The organism is Psychrobacter sp. H7-1, assembly GCF_904846585.1.
GTDB lineage: Bacteria > Pseudomonadota > Gammaproteobacteria > Pseudomonadales > Moraxellaceae > Psychrobacter > Psychrobacter raelei.
In genome coordinates, this window is record NZ_CAJHBH010000002.1 from 1 (window position 1) to 18,141 (window position 18,141).

Here is an 18,141-nt window from a genome sequence, read left to right on the forward strand (position 1 = left end):
GTCTGGAATCCTTTTATGCGTCTCATTAATAGCGTTTTGTAGTCTCATAGTAAAATAGCCCATCTACTTATTAGATGGGCTATTTTATTACTTTTATTGAGTTTTTGCCTTAACTGACTGGCATTACACTTAATTAAGTGGGCTTTTTTTATGGCCATAACTTATACCTAAAATACGATGCCCAAAATAAGAAAGCAAACTGTATAGACGCCCCATACAAAAATAATTGCTCAATAAATCAATAATCTGCCATTACACCCTTGCATTCAAAAAAAAATTCATTATAATAGGCGACCTACTGGAGTCGTGGCAGAGCGGTTGAATGCACCGGTCTTGAAAACCGGCAAGGGTTCATAGCCCTTCGAGAGTTCGAATCTCTCCGACTCCGCCAGATATCAAAAAGCCCACTTAATTAAGTGGGCTTTTTTTATGTGTTGTATCCTCTACTCTTCTTGCTTATGTCATTTATCGTTTACGGGCGTGCTTGCTGCAAATGCAAACACATGTCTAACAAGCGATTGGCATAACCCCACTCATTGTCGTACCAGGCAAAGACCTTGACCTGACTCCCCACTTGCATTAGCTGCTGGCCATCTATGATCAGTGACTCAGCCTGATGTATAAAGTCGCTGGAGACTAAGGGTAGGTCAGTATAGCCCATAATGCCATATAAGCTACTGCCTGGCTCACACGCAGCTTTTAGCACCGCTCTCACCTCCTCTAAGCTGACACTTGTATCAAAGACTAAATTGACATCAATAGCGGCGACATCAATGGTTGGTACCCGTATCGAATGACCATTAATTTTGCCCAACATATGCGGTAAAGTGCGCTCGGTGGCAGCAATGCTGCTTGAGGTAGTAGGAATAATATTGTGCCCTGAAGCGCGCGCCCTACGCTTGTCTCGATGTGGCTGATCTAGTACGTTTTGATCGGCCGTGACCGCATGGATTTCAGTCATCATTACCGACTGCGTACCAAAGGCTTTATCTAGCACATAAATTAGCGGTACCAACGCCTGGGTGGTGCAAGAGACACTGGAGATAATGGGCAAATCACGCGTCAGCTCAGCATCATTGACACCCATCACGATACTGGCATCGACCTTATCAAAAGGTGCAGCGCCCACAATGACCTGCTTGGCGCCAGCAGTTAAATGGCGACTGGCATCTTCATACGAACGAAAATGACCGGTACACTCTAATACCACATCCACACTCAGTGCGCTCCACGGCAAGTGCTCCGGCTGTTCGGTACTTAAGAGGTCAATACAATACGTGGTGTTGTTTTTGGATAAACACAACTGATTGGCTAAATGGGCGCTATTGATATTAGTGGCGTGATGATTGGCCTCAGCGCTCAGCGCCTCACCGCTTACATCAATATTTTTATCAATTGATTTGATACTGGCACTCACCCCCAATCGGCTTAATCGGCCATGGGTGCTGTCAAATTGTAATAAATGCAGCAATGTATCGACATCGGCCACATCATTGATGGCCACAATGTGTACCAATTTGCCCAGTACCTCAAAGCGCTCAAGTAAAGCGCGCAGTACATTACGGCCAATACGACCAAACCCATTAATCGCAACACGCAGCGGCCGATACTCGCCGGTATCATCCTGCGATGGCTGGGTAAGAGGATACAAAGAAGCGCTTGAAGCGGACAGCTCTAAGCTTGGTGCGGCAAAAGAAGACATAACAACCACTTAATATTAAATATACAATAAGGAGGGGATCACGCCAAGCTCAGACCCATCAGAGCAGACAGGACTTGATGAATAAATACGCTGATCCCTCCATGAATCAATCAATAAAGACAAGCGCTAAGCGGATGGTATTATAATCTATTTGCTGTTTTAAATACTCATAGATAGGACGCAGTTTGATACGCTGTTTATCAAAGTCATCCCCGCCCTTCACGCTTTGAGTGCTGTCATCAGCCGCATTAAAATCATTAGGATCGCCAGCAGCAACAATGGCATCCACCGCTTTACTGACTTTATTTAAGAGGGCCTCATCTGGGCGCAAATGCTCACAGTTTAAGCTTGGATCTTGGCGTCGAAGACGCGCCACATGCCCCATAATGGTCGACTGAGCCAGCCCTCGACTTTGAGCAATCTCAGCAATGCTTAAGCTCTCCTCTAGCAAGATACGAGTGGCCATTAAGGTACTCTCAGAGTGATCGCTTAATTGATTGCTTAGCTTGTCTTTTTGAGCCAGCTTTTGCGCCTGCTTTTTTTTGCGGTTTTTATACTCTTTTTCAAAGGCGGCAATATTGGCCTTATTTAACGTGCCGCCCGAGGCAATCACAAATCTTTCATGCGACTCTTGTAGTACCTCACGCTCGATATCTTCAAAGGATTGCTGCGCCTCTAAAGATAGATCCTTAAAGCGTGAATCCGCCCCACGTGCTAAGGGGTCTAAGCGTAAACTTAAATCATTCATACCCAATAGCTTTAGACCCTCAAGCGATTTTAAGCGAGATAAGGCCACATAGCCTTGACCCAGCTCAAAAGTCTTGGATAAATCGATTTCGGCAGCATCTAGTGTCATGCCTTGTGATTTATGAATGGTAATGGCCCAAGCCAGCGTCAGGGGGATCTGAGTATAACTGGCTAAAATCTCGCCGCTCTCATCTTCAACTATCCACTCCTCGCCCTCAGCGATCACCTGCCGGCCACTATTAAGTCGGACAATAGGATAGCGATCAGTAGAGACTAAGGGCTTATCAGATTCATTGTGCGCCAACGCCTCAGCATCCTCTAACGTTTCTAGAGCCTCATCTACGGCTTCTGCCGAGCCATCCTCATCTGCGCTGCCATCATCAATGGTCGCTATGCTCGACTTGAGCGGTTTGATGGTGGTAAATCCAATCAATTCGCCCATGGTGCCGTTTGACACCCCAAGCTCGCTATTATTTTTGATGAACATCACTTTAGCACCCGTCTTTAGGGTCAGCTCATCACTGGTACGCACTGATTTCTTTAGGGTTTCTACCAGTTTATTATCACCATGAGCAATGGCATTGTAGGTGACGGTTTCGCCCTCTAACAATGCCAGCTCATGCTCATTGATTTTATTAACGTTGACGTTATGAGTATATAGCCGAGTACGATTGACATCGACATCTTGGTAAAAGGTGTTTTGCAAGGCTGCAATGGCCGCAGCGGATACCCCGTTTTCACCTCGAATTTGATTGAGAATATTATCCAGTGTGATTTGAGCATCTTCTCCTTCACCGCTTTGTTGACGATGCTGTTCGCTCAGATAACAAATCTTAAAGCCGGCATCCAGCCAAGCTTGCGACATAAATGCAAACTTATCGCGGTTACTCTCACCTCGGCTGCCCACAGGCGGCAGCTGAAAAAAGTCACCGGCCACCACCACCTGAATTCCCCCAAAGGGCTTATCGTTTTGGCGCATGTGCTTTAGGACTTGGTTGACTAAGTTCAACTGCTTGGCATGCAGCATAGAGATTTCATCAATAATCAGTACTGCTGTTTCTTGCAGTCTGTCTTTGAGCACTTTTTTGCGAGATAAATTCACCAAATCACGCTCAGTTAGCTCATCTTTGATGCCAATCCCTGACCAGCTATGGATGGTGATACCGTTCATATGGGTCGCAGCAATGCCGGTACTGGCTGTGGTGGCTACTGGCACACGGCGCGCCCGTAGATAATGGATATACTCATTTAGCGTATAGGTCTTTCCTGAGCCTGCAGAGCCGGTCAAAAATACATTCTTGCCCGTTTTTAAAATATCCAGTGCGGTCGCTTGTTTCATGTATGCTGTCTTTTATGTATCAATTAAATAAGAAAAAATAGTCAAAGGCTAAATATAACAAAGCCACAACAAGGGTGTGTGGCTTTTTATCATAGCATCTGATGACCTAAATAACAGCCCAATTAAGGCCGTAATTGGTGAAAAGTCATAAAGCAGTTGTCGCCGTCTTTGTCGATACACCAACGCATCTTGCTTTGCTCAGGCTGATAATCGACAAACGCAATAATCGCCTCACCTTTTTGATCCACTTGTCTGCCAGAGCAGTCTGGCTCATTGTTGTCATAAGTGGTGGTAATGGCAATAATTGGTAGCCCCTCTTCTTGATGCTGATACACATACTTGCCATATGTCCACTCAGCCCCACTGGTGGTGATTAGAGCACTATCAGCGCCAAAGTTATAGCGCTCTCGGCAGCTGTCTTTAGCCAATAAATCCTGACGGGCTTGTACATCGCCGGCGGCTGCCGCTTGGCTTTGAGCCTTTGCTAAGGCATCATCGGCCGCTTGGCTGGCGCGGCTAGATTCCTTAATGGCAGCAAGTAAGTCTTGCATCTCTTTGCTTTGTCCTGCTTTTGCCGCACTGTCTTTTGTGTCAGCAAAGTCAGGGGTAGCTTGCAAATCAAGCTCCCATAAGCCTGCAATCTCAGGACTGGTATGGGTACTAATTACGGCTTCTTCTACAGTTCCGTTGGTTCCAGTAAATGATGACAAAACCGAAGCCACAGTTAACGGTATGAAAGATAGTGATTCCATATTTGAGTTATATCCTTTTTAATATGTGCCTTCAGATTAAGCAATTTTTAAGCGCATAACAAGGCAACAATCGTTAACTTTGGTTTTTATACGTCAGTTAATGTCGTTTTTGATGTCGAGATGATTGATATTTGAGGGGTTAATTGAGCGGTCAAGGTACTCATTGAATGATTTTGTAAATGTTGCATCAAGCAGCTTTGATTTATTTTTGCTTAGGCTATTTTTTATTAGACCACCAAGATAGCTTATGCTTTATGGTGCGCTTGACAGTGAATGGCTGCTTGGGAGCTTTTACAATTAATTGATCAAACAGCTCCGGCTCGATATATCTTGCACCACCATGGGCCATCATCACTTGCTTTGGTCGAAGTTGTTTAATCATCTCGAGCGACTGCCGGTAACGCTTCGGCCAATAAACGGGCATCGGTGCGACGAATTTATGACGCAGCTTGACAATTAAATCTGCGGTATATACCACTTCAAGCTCAGGATGATAAAGGGATAAGTCGCGGTCGGTATGTCCTGGGGTAGACATCACTTGCCAATCCTCAAAGCCTGGTAGCCTATCGCCCTGTTTTACCTGAATGTCTGGGTTCAAATATGCCGGATACCACAAGTATTTAAGCGGCTTACCTAAGCGTCTGGCCACATAATAAGCCAGGCCGATATCAATCACATGCATCGCACGCCCATGAATACCCTGATACCACTGCGTATTATTGTCTGAGGAGACAATAACGCAGCCGGTCTTTTGCTTAAAGCTTAATGCCCCACCTGCATGATCCACATGCATGTGGGTAACCACCACCATCTTTAAATCAGTAATAGGCCGCTTGAGTTCATTTGTTATATAACTTAATACCAAAGACACATCACAGCGGCAGCCACCATCTAACAGCAGCAACTTGTCCGGATAGACGGCCAAATACAAGGTTTGAATGTGCCCATCTAGCTGAATAATATTCGGCAAACTCATAAAACATCCTTATTCATCATCACATACACGCCATCGCTTATGGCCAGCTTCTCATAGTAACACAAACACTTTTTTGGCTTTACGGCTCAGTTTGACTGCCTTGACCAAATTAGATAATGCCTGACGCGATGCCTTAAAAAAATAAGGCCGTGCAATACTCAAATAGGTATTGCACGGCCTTAGCGTTAAGCTCAATCACAGCGTATTAACGCATAATTTATCGACTTAACCTTGCTAAATCACCACCAGCAAACTAGCCCATACCGAGCTCAATTAAGCTGGCATTACCACCGATGGCGGTGGTGTTTACTGTCTTCACACGCTCACTGCAAAAGCGCTCCAGATAATCTGGCGCAAACATTTGGCTAAGCCCCTCAAGATCAGTGACCGGCACCAACTGGGTTAGTATGCCATCCGTTTCGGCAAGGTTTTGGCCAATTTGCGCCAGCTGTGGTAGCGACCCTGCAGCAGCAATTACCGCCAGACGGCTAATGTGTAGCAACGTGGTCAGCTCTGAGTCATTGGCAATACTCATTACCCCAGGATAGACACCGGCCTCTTGCAAGGCAGCAATTGCTTGCTCGCATACCTGCTGCTGATGAAAACGTAAAATCACCTCGTTACCCGTCAGCAATACAGCCACAAGCTGTCCCAAGACGGCAGTGGCTGAGGCTGATTCGGTGCCAAGCACCATAGATTTGCCACGTGGAGCCAAATACAGATCATTCGACTCACCAGTAGCACCGCTTAAGCGATTTACCGTATCAAGCGATGCCGCTTGCGCTAATAGATGATTAAATAAATAAGTGGCCTTAACACTATCTTCACTAAGCGCGGCTAATTTGTCACAGGCAGCGGCCAGAATTTGACTGCGTTTGACCGCACCAAGCTGTGCCCAAGCTTCACACTGCTTGGCTTGATCTTGTTTAAATACTTTACTCATGAGCGTTCCTTAATATCCTTATTGAGGGAGCGTAAGCTCCCCTGTATTGAGTGAGATTGAGTACAATAATGGCGCTTATAGCGTCTGCCACTGGGTCAATCTGGCCACATAGCGAGGGCCACCAGCTTTGGGACCGGTACCCGACAAGCCACTACCACCAAACGGCTGCTCATCTACCACCGCACCAATCTGGTTGCGGTTAATGTAGGTATTACCCACTTTGGTACGGCGCTCAATGTGATTGGCCACAGTCTCAATACGGCTGTGAATACCCAAGGTTAGGCCATAACCGGTGGCATTAATTTCATCAATCAGCTCATCTAACTTGCCCGCTTTGTAACGTAGCACATGCAAAATAGGACCGAAGTGCTCACCACCAATCACATCAATGCTGGCCACTTCAACGGCTGTCGGCAATACAAAGGTACTGTTACTGAGGTTATGAGCGGCATCTGCACTGATCGGTGTCTGGGCAATAATGCGTGCTCGGTCATCTTTACGCATTTGCTCTATATGGGCACGCAGACCTTTTTGAGCGTCTTGGTCGATAACTGGGCCCACATCAGTCGATACTTGGGTTGGGTTACCCACGATAAGCTGAGCCATATTACCTTTTAGCAGCTCAATGACACTATCGGCCACATCTTCTTGCAAGCACAAGATACGGCATGCCGAGCAGCGCTGGCCGGCAGAACCAAAGGCTGACATTACTGCATCTTTTACCACCTGTTCAGGCAAGGCTGTCGAGTCGACAATCATGGCGTTCTGACCACCAGTTTCTGCAATCAAAATAGGCAGTGGTTTTTTATCACCAAACAGCTCAGCCACTTGCTGCAAGCGCTCCTCAGAGTGTAGCGCACGGTTAATCAGCTGCGCGGTCTGAGTTGATCCGGTAAATACCACCCCATCAATGTGCGCTGATGAGGTCAAGGCACCGCCCACTTCACCGGCACCGGTCACCAATTGTAGCGCATACTCAGGTACGCCGGCTTGATACATCAATTGCGCCGCAAAGTAAGCAATTAAGCTGGTTTGCTCAGCTGGTTTGGCCACCACAGTGTTGCCAGCTGCCAAGGCGCCCATGATCTGACCGGTATAAATGGCCAGTGGGAAGTTCCAAGGACTGATACACACCATGGTGCCGCGAGGCGCTCTTTTTTGGGTGACTTGCTTACCATTGATATCAGTAAAGCTGTGAGTCTGTTGCTCTAAACGCTCAGCTTCTTCGGCATAATAACGACAAAAATCAACCGCCTCTCGCACCTCATCAATGCTGTCTTGTAAGGTCTTGCCAGCCTCTTTGTGACACATGGCCACAAGCTGAGCATAGTTGTCTTCATACAAGTCAGCGGTACGCTTCAATATGGCCGCACGCTCGCTGGCAGAGACTTGCTGCCACTTATCTTGGCCTTGATGCGCCGCTTCAATGGCCTGTGCAGCCAACTCAGCATCAGCAAACACCACCTCACCAACAGCCACTTGATGGTTCCAAGGCGCCACCACGTTATTAAGCGTTAAATGTTGATGGCTGTCTTGAGTGATTTGTTGACCACTGATAATCGGATTGGCTTGCCAAGTCTGCGCTAGGTGCGCATCAACGGCCGCTTTAAAGGGCTGCCACTGCGATTCAACGAAGATATTAGGCCCAAAGCTTGCCAAGCGGCCACCATAGATATCAAGCGGCATCGGAATACGAGGGTTATGCAGGGTTTCATGTGCCGTTAATTTATCGTAAGGATGTACGGTCAGCTTCTCAACAGGATGACTCTTATCGAGTAGCTGATGCACAAATGAGCTGTTGGCACCGTTTTCTAATAAGCGGCGCACCAAATACGGCAGCAAATCTTTGTGGGCACCCACAGGCGCATAGATACGGACCGGAATATTGTACGCTTGCAAAATATGATCATACAGCGCATCGCCCATACCGTGTAGACGCTGAAACTCAAAGTCTCTATGATCACTCATGGTCATCACAGACGATAAAGTGTGGGCATTATGTGTGGCGAACTGTGGCCACAACACACCACGAATTTGCTCTGTTAATAAGAAGCGGGCACACGCCAGATATGCCACGTCGGTACCCTCTTTGCGGGTCCAGACCGGATAGCCGGTAATGCCTTTTTGCTGAGCCAGTTTAATTTCATAATCCCAATATGCGCCTTTTACCAAGCGTACAGGGATACGATCACCCACCTCTTTTGATAAGCTTGCCAGCCACGCCAGCACCGCCAAAGCACGTTTCGAGTAGCCTTGTACCACCAGCCCCAAACCATCCCAGTCTTGAGTCATGTTGTCTCGGTATAAAGACTCAAATAATTTTAACGACACCTCTAAGCGGTCGGCCTCTTCTGCATCAATACTGATATCGACATCTACCTCACGCGCCGCTTCAATCAGTAAGATACAACGCTGACGCAGCAAGCCTAGCACCTGATCAATTTGGGTCGCTTCATAACGTGGATGCAGCGCAGATAACTTAATAGAAACCGAAGGCTTAGGCATACCCTCTTTGACTTGCACATGCGCCGCTGAGCGAATGGCATGCAGATAATCACTGAAGTACTTTTCGGCATCTTTATGAGTAACCGCCGCCTCACCAAGCATATCAAAGGAGTAAGTATATCCTTTATTACGATAAGGCTGACTGTTGCGATTGGCATCCTCAATGGTCTCACCCAGCACAAACTGATGGCCCATAATCTTCATCGCACGCTGCATGGCGCTACGAATCACAGGCTCACCCATCTTCTTGGTCATGCGATCTAAGAAGCCTGCTGCCGTGGTTGAAGAATCCACGCTGACCACACGGCCAGTCATCATCAGCCCCCAAGTTGAGGCATTAACGATAAAGCCATTGTCATCTTTTAAGTGTTTTTTCCAATCGGCAACGCTCATTTTGTCACGGATAAGCGCATCGGCTGTGGCATTGTCTGGCACTCGAATCAAAGCTTCGGCCAAGCTCATGAGCAAAATACCCTCTTGGGTATCTAGGCTGTACTCTAATAACAGCGAGTCCACCATTTTGACCGCTTTGTCATTGCTACGCACATGCTCCACTAAGCTTTTGGTCTGATCGCTAATGGCCAAACGCTCGTCAACGCCTTCTTTAAGCCTAGGCTCAGCTAGGGGTAATAAAGCCCCAAGCCATTGGTCCTCATCGGCACTATATAAGGGCGAGATTAGCTTAAATAGCTCGCTTGGTGGCCTATTAATAAAAGCGGGGTCCAGCACCTGTTCTGGCGAAAAAGAGATGGGGTTTTGCGGATAAAACGGATTGGGGAAATTCATATCAACTCCATTGATACTCAGGTGACACTAAAATGGTCTAAAAATAGGATAAAAGAATAAAAACACAAAAAAATCAAAGTCTAAATTTAAAAGATAAAGCCCATACCACGAGCACCCGCTAGCGCACCTATGAACAGACCATTGGCGAACAGGCAGTCGACGTTAACTTTGGGCAAAGTAAGGCTAACAAAGTAATGAGTTGAAGAATGTTTGGCTTAGTGAACACAAGCTGTATTACTTTTTAGCCACCTAAGTTATAGGCAGTATCGGTAAAACAAACTCACTAATGCCTTCTTCTTTATTGAATCAGGCCATAAGAGGCGCAGAATGCCTACTTATGACCTGATAAAGAAAAACCTCTACGGCGTTGATTGAGGTTATGAGCTTGATGGCTGAATATTATCATACCTATCAAGCCCAATGCTAGAGATTATAAAAAGACGATTTTAGCCAATAAGATAATCGTCAATACCCACACCGCAGGGCCAACTTGTTCAAACTTACCGGTCAACACTTTTACCACAGTGTAAGTGATAAAACCTAACGAAATACCATCGGCAATAGAATAAGTCAGGGGCGTTAATAATAACACCACGGCCACAGGCGCAGCTTCCGTCAAATCTTCCCAATCAATATCTTTTAGAGTGTATAGCATCAATACAGAAACGTAAAAAATAGCACCTGCTGTGGCGTACGCAGGAATCATACCGGCTAAAGGAGCAAAGAAGATACTTAGTAAAAACAGCACACCCACAGTCACAGCCATCAAGCCTGTACGGCCGCCTGCTGCCACACCTGCAGTACTCTCCACGAAGCTTGTGGTCGATGACGTACCCAGTAATGAGCCCGCCACTGTCGCTGTAGAGTCAGCCAGTAGTGCCTTGTCAAGGTTTGGAATTCTGCCATCTTTGTCCACCAAGCCTGCTTTATTGGTTACCCCAATTAATGTGCCTGAGGTGTCAAACAAATCGACAAATAAGAAAGCAAAAATGACACTGATCATACCAATATCAAAGGCACCAGCGATGTCTAACTGTAAAAAGGTTGGCGCGATAGCCGGTGGCAAAGACATGATGCCTTGGAACTCAACTTGACCGCTTAGCAAAGCGATGATAGTCACTGCCAAAATACCAATGGTCACCGCCCCTGGAATGTTGCGATAAGCCAGACCGATAATCAAGAAAAAGCCCAAAGCCGCCATCACAGGAGAGAACTGCTGTAAATCTCCTAAGCTTACAAAGGTCGCTTCATTGGCCACAATAACGCCTGAGCTTTTTAATGCGATAAACGCTAAGAACGCACCGATACCAGCCACAATGCCTTGCTTTAAGCTATTAGGGATGGCATCAATCACCCACTCACGGATTTTAAATAAGCTTAAACAGATAAAAATACAGCCAGATAAAAACACAGCACCTAGCGCCGTTTGCCAGCTATATCCCATGCCTAACACTACGCCATAAGTAAAAAAGGCGTTTAATCCCATACCCGGTGCTAAAGCCACAGGCAGGCGGGCATAAATACCCATGATAAAACAGCCCACCGCAGCGGCCAAACAAGTTGCCACAAACACAGCCCCTCTATCCATTCCTGCATCGGATAAAATATTGGGGTTCACAAAGATAATGTATGCCATCGTTAAAAACGTGGTCAATCCTGCTAGGATTTCTGTTTTTATCGTGGTGTTTTGACCGTCAATGCCAAAATAGCGCTCAATTGCATTCATAAATAATAGCCTGCACAGATAGTAGCCTGAGTTTATTTGGGTTGAAAAACCAAAGGATAGCGCCTGTTTTTCACAGTTTAACTGAAAACAGACAAAGAGAAATAAAGCATTAAGATAAATAAAAAAGGTGGAATTATAAAGGATTCACGCCAAAACTAGTACACCTTTACTAATTTTGCTAAAAAAATACACGCAAATTTGTCAATAATCACTATTTTTAATGAGCTCAGTTCAGCCATAACTGCTTTATAGGTTGTTTTGACTGACGTCATCTTAGCCTTGTGTTGGCTGTAATGATGTTTATCTTGACTGTTTTAGCGAGCATAATGGGCCACTAAAATAAGGAGGCACTGTTAGATTCAGGTATAATAAACCTCAAGTAGCACCCAATTGCACAGCGATTGAGTTTGCTTAATCCTTTAATGAGTCTGTCTATTAGTCTACCTTTTTTAGCCGATGGATGTGCTTTTATAACTTTTAGCAGCTATATCTTATATTTTTTACTTTATATTTAATATCAGTTGTTGTTATCACGCTTTATTTTTAAAGCTTTATTGGTCAATCAAGCTTTGAGCTGCAATTTATGCCGGCACCATAAAATCTATTAACAATACCTTTAAGTATGCGACACTATACTGCATAATCTGCAATATTGGGTTATGTCGATGCTAACCCCCTTTTATCTTGAGTTTTTTATTACAGCGAGTATTTCATTCATGCCAGAGTCTATCAATCTTATTGCCCTCATTACCGAGGCCAGTTTACTGGTTCAAATCGTCATGGCTATTTTGCTGTTGGCGTCCGTTATCTGCTGGGTATTAATTTTTCGCTTAAGTGCCCGATTGGGGACTGCTAAGCGTCAAGACCAGCATTTTGAAAACTGGTTTTGGTCCGGTGAAGACCTCTCTAAGCTGTATCAGGGGATCCAAAATTCACCAGACAGACATGGTTTGGCCAATATCTTTTATGTGGGTTTCTCTGAATTTTTGCGTATGAATAAAAAGCGTCAGCCTAAAGACCACATTATTGACGGTGTTGAGCGTAAGCTACGCGTCGGCTTAGGTCGTCAGCAGCAGTCATTAGAGTCAGGCCTTGCGGTACTTGCCAGCATCGGCTCAGTATCCCCTTATATTGGACTATTTGGTACGGTCTGGGGGATCATGAATGCTTTTTTGGGTCTGGCTCAGGTAGAACAAGTCAGCTTATCGGCTGTCGCACCAGGTATCGCTGAGGCCCTCATTGCCACCGCGATGGGATTATTTGCTGCCATCCCTGCGGTATTGGCTTACAACCATTTTACTGCCAAAGCTGCGGGTATCTATGACAGCCGCGCCTTATTTTGTGATGAGATGACCGGTATGTTACAGCGTGAAACCTATGAGACCGGCGCAGCGCCTGTCGCAAGCTCAAACGACGTACCCACAGCGGCCCAAAATATTCAATCCCCTTTGGTATAAAAGGAGCATTTTATGAAAGCCAGCCCCTTTTCTCGCCATAAAAAAGAGCTCAATGCCAGCATGAACGTCGTGCCTTATATCGATGTGATGCTGGTGCTTTTGGTTATATTTATGGTGACCACGCCCATGCTCACCACCGGCGTCGATGTGGACTTGCCAAAAGCCAGTACTGAGAATATCGCGACTGGCGCTCAAATGCCGGTGATCGTCTCCCTAAAAAGCAATGGGGAGATTTTTATGAGCTTTGAAAACGACATTGATATGCCCGTCTCAGAGCAAGAACTGATTGATACCTTGGTGCGTCTGCAAGCTCAAGCGGGCGGCGATCAAGTAAAAGTAATGATTAATGCCGATCAAAACAATCAATACGGTATGATCATGCAGCTGATGGCCAATTTGCAACAAGCGGGGGTCGAAAAAGTGGGCCTATTAACCGCTCAGCCGCTGCCCTCTAGACCTTAAGGCTCAGATAAAGCCTTTATAAGTTTTAAGCTTGCGAGCCAATAATCCCTATCCGCTTTATTTTTATTTAATTTGAGATGATATCCGTGCTAAATCGTGCGCCCAGTGTTTATATCCCTGTAGAGACTGAAGATAACGGCATCTTATTGCCGGCCATCTTGAGCCTAATCGTGCATGGCTCGATATTGGCCCTTATTATCTTTTTGCACCGCATTCCTCAGCTAGAGACGACACCTAGCATAGAGACCAGTATTGTCACCCCCGAAGAGTTGGCGGCCATGCAAGCAGAAGTGCGCGCCAATCGTGACAACATGATGGCCTCAGGCGTGCCGGTTACCCCCGAGTTTAGCCCCCAGTCAGTGCCAGAGTCTACGCACACCGCAGAGCTAAGCCATGAGTCAACTTTCTCTAAGATGTCCTCATTTTTTCGCAATGAACCACTCCCTGAGCCTGTGCCTCAAAGCAGCGTGAGCTCGGAGACTGAGCTAAGCGAGCCATTAGAGGCGCCTGATATCACGCAGCCTGATGATTTAACCGACTTTGCTGGCGAGCAAAATCCACTAAGCGCTCAGCCTACAAGTAACCCCCCCAAAGTAAAAGCCAATAGCCAAGATTCAGGTCAAGTGGCCGCCACCTTTGCCTCAGGGGCTGAAGGCTCAAGCACTAAGTCAACTGCCGCAAGCGGTTCGGCCACAGGCAGTAGCAATAAAGCCAGCAGTGGCGATATCAGTGGGGCTTTAGTCGGTATGATTAAGCCCTTGTGGAACCCTCCTGTAGGACGTGTGGGTACTCGGGTATCCGTATCAGTGACCGTCGATGCCAATGGCAGCGTTCAGAGCGTTAATGCCAACACCTCAGATGAGGCGCTAAAACAATCACTTGAGTCGGCGATCCGTCAAGCCAGTCCCCTAACCCCTGTGGTCGGCACCAATACCCGTAGAATTAAGCTCAACTTCGTGGTTGAATAGCCTAGCAAGCAGCGCTAGTTACACGGCTGCCCTTTACATCCCAATCACGTCTTAATATGCTTTATTTCATTAAAATAACAAAGATAGGACTTGTGTACTCATGACTTTGACAACCTTACAACAACAGCCTAACCTTTTTGGTCATACCGCCGCTCGCCGCAGCTTTGCGGCAATGACTACCACACTGCTGATATCCTTACTTGGTGCCAGTGCTGCTTTGATGAGCGTGAGTGCTCAGGCAGCTGAAGAAGAGTATGACCTTGAGGCCACCATTACCAAAAAGGGGGAGACCAATCAAAACCAGGTGGCTTTTGTCCCCTTTGCTGGTGACAGTACTGTCTCAAGCTTGATTGAAAACAACTTACAAGCCACTCCTTTAAAGATTACCAGCCAAGGCTTAATCGGTCAGCCACACAGCCGTGATGATCTGGCTGTCACCTTGCCAGCTTGGCAGCAACTGGGCATTCCTTATCTGGTTATTGGCAGCAGCAAGCAACAAGGCGGCAATACCAGCATTACCTTTGAAGTCATTGAGGTGGCCCAAGGCCGCATTATTAAAGGCACTCAAATGGTTCAGGGTATCGATAAAAAAACGGCTGCCAATAAGGCGGCAGGTCGGATCTATGAGCTGCTAACCGGTAAACCAATCGACTTAAACGCTCGACTGGTCTATGTTGAAGAAAAAGGCAGTGGCAAATCAAAAACCTCATCGCTGATATTAAGTGATGCCGATGGCAGTAACAAACGCCTATTGGCACAAGTGATCGATGCGGCTATCTATAGTCCAGCCATCTCTCCTGACGGCCGCTTTGTGGCTTACTCAGTACAGTTAAAAGACAATAGTGCCAACTTGTGGAAGCAGGATTTACAGACTCGCCAATTAACCCGCTTGGTCGACATGAAAGGCAGTAATCTTAGCCCTAGCTTCTCACCAGATGGCAGCAAGATTTTATTCTCAAGCACAGTCAATGGTGACTCTGATATCTACCGAGTCAGTAGCCAAGGCGGTAAAGCAGAACAAATCATCAGTCTGCCTTATGATCAGCTAAGTCCAAGCTACGCTTCAAATGGCAGCTTTGTGTTCGTCTCCGATCATGCCAGCCCCAATCGCCCCAATATTTATCGCTACAGCTTCTCAGGATCGCCGGTACAAATATCACGCGGTGGATATGCTGCAAACCCAAGCATAAGCCCGGACGGTACAAAAATTGGCTATCTAAGTGGTCGTAGTGCCGCCATTATGAGCAGTAATGGCTCAAATGTTGCCAACTACGGTGCCACTGGCATCGATGCTGCCCCTAAGTTCTCACCCACCGGTGAGCGTGTGGTATATTCACAAGGTACCAAAAACAGCAATCTGGTTATTCGCTACGTCGATGGCGGTAAGACCATAACGCTACCCACAGAAGGTGTCGCCAAATTCCCAGTTTGGGTACCCAGCGCCCAGTAATCTGATGGGGGTGCGTCGTTACGCTATAACCCACAAAAAACAAGCATAAAAATACCCCATAAGTTGTGTCCAACTTATGGGGTTCAGTTCAATATACCAAGATATAAACACCGCATATTTGGCCTGTTATCCGCCTGGCTGCCCTTATCAGTTATCGCTACTACCTTGAAGATTGAAGCTATGTTATCTACCCCTATCCTCTTTGTCCGAAAATTTATCCGAAAACTTATCAGCGTAGCAAGCGTCACGGTTATGCTATCGACGCTTAGCGCTTGTCAACACATTCAGATGGCAGGAAGCCCGATACCAGTCACCTCAGGACCTGGCTCATCATCCCCCTTATCGCATCCGCTGCCTAGTCTATCCAAAACGCCTATGCCTGCGGCTCAGACAGCTGCGGTAAATAAGGCGGCTGACTGATTAAAGTCTGCACCAGATGCTCGCCGAACAGCTTAGCTGACTTGATATCGCCCTCGCCTGGGGTCACCTCAGGTGAGGCATCTCCTGACTGCGTCATCAGCCCCAAAAAGCTCGACAGACGGTTAATGTCTTGCTCAGTATGGCCTGTCGGCATAATCGGAAAGCCGGCCCAGTTCATACCATGCTGCATGCTAAAGCCACAAATCTGCTGCAATGCGGCCAGCTTATCCCCACTTAATCCACCTGAGTTGGCAAATCCTGCTGCCCACTTGCCATGCCATTTACGATGGAACCAGCGCTTTGAGGTGCTGTCCATAAAAGTCTTAAACTCGGCGGTAATGCTGCCCATATAAACCGCACTACCAAACACCATCATTTGAGCGGCATCAGCAAACTCCCAATCCATCTCATCCACATCCAGCGCTCTAACTTCCACATGCCGCTTAGCAGTGGACTGCACATAGGCCTGTGCACCCGCCTCGATAGCCTTAGCAACTTTGCGAGTATGGCCATAATTACTATGGTAGATAATGGCCATCTTTAGCGCCGGCTTGGACGCAACATGAGAATCAGTAGGGACATTGGATACGGTCATGAGCTAAAACTATCCTAATTTTATAAAGGGCCTATTTAACCTAACCTAGACCAAATTTGCAAATATTGCTAACAAACTACAACATCTTAGCATGCTAATGCAGACGCACAATAACCAGCGCCATACGCCCAGTATGCGTCTCATTTAAATGGGTCTTGCGCCGATAAGAGTAATACTGACGATTAGCATAACTACACGCATAAGCAATCGGTGTATAGCTTTGCTCGTCCTTAGACATATGTCGCTCAGCTTCAATGACAGGCTTAATGTCTAAATTAGTTTGCTGGTTGGTGGCAGAGGTCAGCGCAATACCCAACTCTGCCAATTGCAATTGGGCAAGCTTTGGTAAGTCCAGCCAAGCTTTGTCCGGATCATCATGCGGCGCCACAATTTGTGCTTTGATAACCTCAAGCTGCTTGGCATCCATACCGCGCTCAGCACAGCCTAAAAGCAATTTGTCCACCACCTCAGAGGAGACTTCATAACAAGACTGACCAATACAAGCACCTATCCAGGCCTCAATGGCCGGTTTTTGAATCGTTAAGCGACCACTTGCTCCACTAACCTGTGTCGCTTCACCCTTATGCTGTAGGGCATGTTGTGATAAAGCGGCATAGGTCTTGGCAATGACGCCATTGGCCAGACCCTGCCAGCCGGCATGAATCGCTGCGATCTGCCCTGTAGTAGGATCATGTAAGACAATGGGTACGCAGTCTGCCGTCATAATCGCCAAGGCTTGCTGCGGCAAATCTGTTACCAAGGCATCGGCTGAAGCCGGTACTAATGATAGCGAGGCGGCACTTGAATCTACATGCTTATCGCCAATGCGGCACACTTTATTGCTGTGGATCTGATTGAGCCAATGGATACTTTTTATTGCCTGTAGGCTCTTATCAACGTCATCTTCTTGCAAGCTATTTTGCTGCAAATAGGCATTGATATACTGTAGCAACTGCGCCCGGTTGTGTAGTACTTGGCGCGGATCATCTTGAACATGCAGGCCTAAATTGAAGTTACCAAAGCTTACTCCCTCTGGATTGGGCGTCAAAATCTCACCGGCATCGGTTTGCAATACCAAAACCGCTTTGGTATGCGCCAATACCTGATAAGGTGCAGCAAGGCTGTGCTCATCACTGAGCTGCACATCAGGCGTCGTCTCACACTTAGGTGTATTCTCAAGGCTCATGACCCATTACCCTTTTGCTTGTATATTTATCCCATCGCAGACCAGCACTTACGCTTTGGCCAGTCACTGACCACACCGCTGTTTAGTGATTATAAGCTGCTATTAATTAGACTCCATTATCGTCTTT

13 protein-coding genes and 1 tRNA gene are annotated in these 18,141 nt (G+C 46.7%); 5 read left to right on the forward strand and 9 right to left on the reverse strand.

Features of this window, described 5'->3' with window-relative positions; translation table 11 throughout:
• Positions 1–300 precede the first annotated feature (300 nt).
• Positions 301–391 (forward strand) — tRNA-Ser (locus tag JMX92_RS00780).
• Between the two features lie 81 nt (positions 392–472).
• On the opposite strand, the gene JMX92_RS00785 is transcribed toward JMX92_RS00780, so the two are convergent.
• The 7 genes from JMX92_RS00785 to JMX92_RS00815 all read right to left on the reverse strand — a co-directional run bounded on the left by JMX92_RS00785 (position 473) and on the right by JMX92_RS00815 (position 11,476).
• Positions 473–1,702 carry a type I glyceraldehyde-3-phosphate dehydrogenase gene (locus tag JMX92_RS00785; protein WP_227675220.1) on the reverse strand — a complete coding sequence of 410 codons (1,230 nt, stop codon included), beginning with the start codon at positions 1,700–1,702 and terminating at the stop codon, positions 473–475.
• A 106-nt stretch (positions 1,703–1,808) separates the two neighbouring features.
• Positions 1,809–3,788, reverse strand: a complete 1,980-nt coding sequence (pif1, locus tag JMX92_RS00790) for an ATP-dependent DNA helicase Pif1 (RefSeq protein ID WP_201543336.1) — start codon at positions 3,786–3,788, stop codon at positions 1,809–1,811.
• Between the two features lie 122 nt (positions 3,789–3,910).
• Entirely contained in the window at positions 3,911–4,540 is a 630-nt protein-coding gene (locus tag JMX92_RS00795) for a hypothetical protein (RefSeq protein WP_201543338.1), read from the reverse strand.
• A gap of 217 nt (positions 4,541–4,757) precedes the next feature.
• Positions 4,758–5,516, reverse strand: a complete 759-nt coding sequence (locus tag JMX92_RS00800) for an MBL fold metallo-hydrolase (protein ID WP_201543340.1) — start codon at positions 5,514–5,516, stop codon at positions 4,758–4,760.
• Between the two features lie 253 nt (positions 5,517–5,769).
• On the reverse strand, positions 5,770–6,459 hold the full coding sequence (locus tag JMX92_RS00805; protein WP_110816724.1) for a 1-pyrroline-5-carboxylate dehydrogenase: 690 nt from the start codon (positions 6,457–6,459) through the stop codon (positions 5,770–5,772).
• Between the two features lie 75 nt (positions 6,460–6,534).
• A complete protein-coding gene (gene putA / locus JMX92_RS00810; RefSeq protein ID WP_201543342.1) occupies positions 6,535–9,750 on the reverse strand; it encodes a bifunctional proline dehydrogenase/L-glutamate gamma-semialdehyde dehydrogenase PutA in 3,216 nt (1,071 codons plus the stop codon).
• Positions 9,751–10,180: 430 nt separating this feature from the next.
• Positions 10,181–11,476: an NCS2 family permease gene (locus JMX92_RS00815; RefSeq protein WP_011960787.1), complete on the reverse strand. Its 1,296-nt coding sequence runs from the start codon at positions 11,474–11,476 to the stop codon at positions 10,181–10,183.
• A gap of 716 nt (positions 11,477–12,192) precedes the next feature.
• Between JMX92_RS00815 and tolQ the strand changes: the two genes are divergently transcribed.
• The 4 genes from tolQ to JMX92_RS00835 all read left to right on the forward strand — a co-directional run bounded on the left by tolQ (position 12,193) and on the right by JMX92_RS00835 (position 15,813).
• Entirely contained in the window at positions 12,193–12,933 is a 741-nt protein-coding gene (gene tolQ / locus JMX92_RS00820; RefSeq protein WP_041773711.1) for a protein TolQ, read from the forward strand.
• A 12-nt stretch (positions 12,934–12,945) separates the two neighbouring features.
• The gene (gene tolR, locus JMX92_RS00825; protein WP_011960789.1) at positions 12,946–13,395 is read left to right on the forward strand and encodes a protein TolR; all 450 of its coding nucleotides are present in this window, start codon (positions 12,946–12,948) and stop codon (positions 13,393–13,395) included.
• A gap of 77 nt (positions 13,396–13,472) precedes the next feature.
• Positions 13,473–14,363 carry a TonB C-terminal domain-containing protein gene (locus JMX92_RS00830; RefSeq protein WP_201543344.1) on the forward strand — a complete coding sequence of 297 codons (891 nt, stop codon included), beginning with the start codon at positions 13,473–13,475 and terminating at the stop codon, positions 14,361–14,363.
• A 100-nt stretch (positions 14,364–14,463) separates the two neighbouring features.
• Entirely contained in the window at positions 14,464–15,813 is a 1,350-nt protein-coding gene (locus tag JMX92_RS00835; protein WP_201543346.1) for a PD40 domain-containing protein, read from the forward strand.
• 373 nt (positions 15,814–16,186) lie between these two features.
• Here JMX92_RS00835 and JMX92_RS00840 read toward each other — a convergent pair whose 3' ends face one another.
• Both JMX92_RS00840 and JMX92_RS00845 read right to left on the reverse strand, forming a co-directional pair.
• Entirely contained in the window at positions 16,187–16,828 is a 642-nt protein-coding gene (locus tag JMX92_RS00840; RefSeq protein ID WP_110816729.1) for a flavodoxin family protein, read from the reverse strand.
• A 94-nt stretch (positions 16,829–16,922) separates the two neighbouring features.
• Positions 16,923–18,014, reverse strand: coding sequence for a polyphenol oxidase family protein (locus tag JMX92_RS00845; RefSeq protein ID WP_201543348.1), 1,092 nt, complete (start codon positions 18,012–18,014; stop codon positions 16,923–16,925).
• Positions 18,015–18,141: the final 127 nt, after the last annotated feature.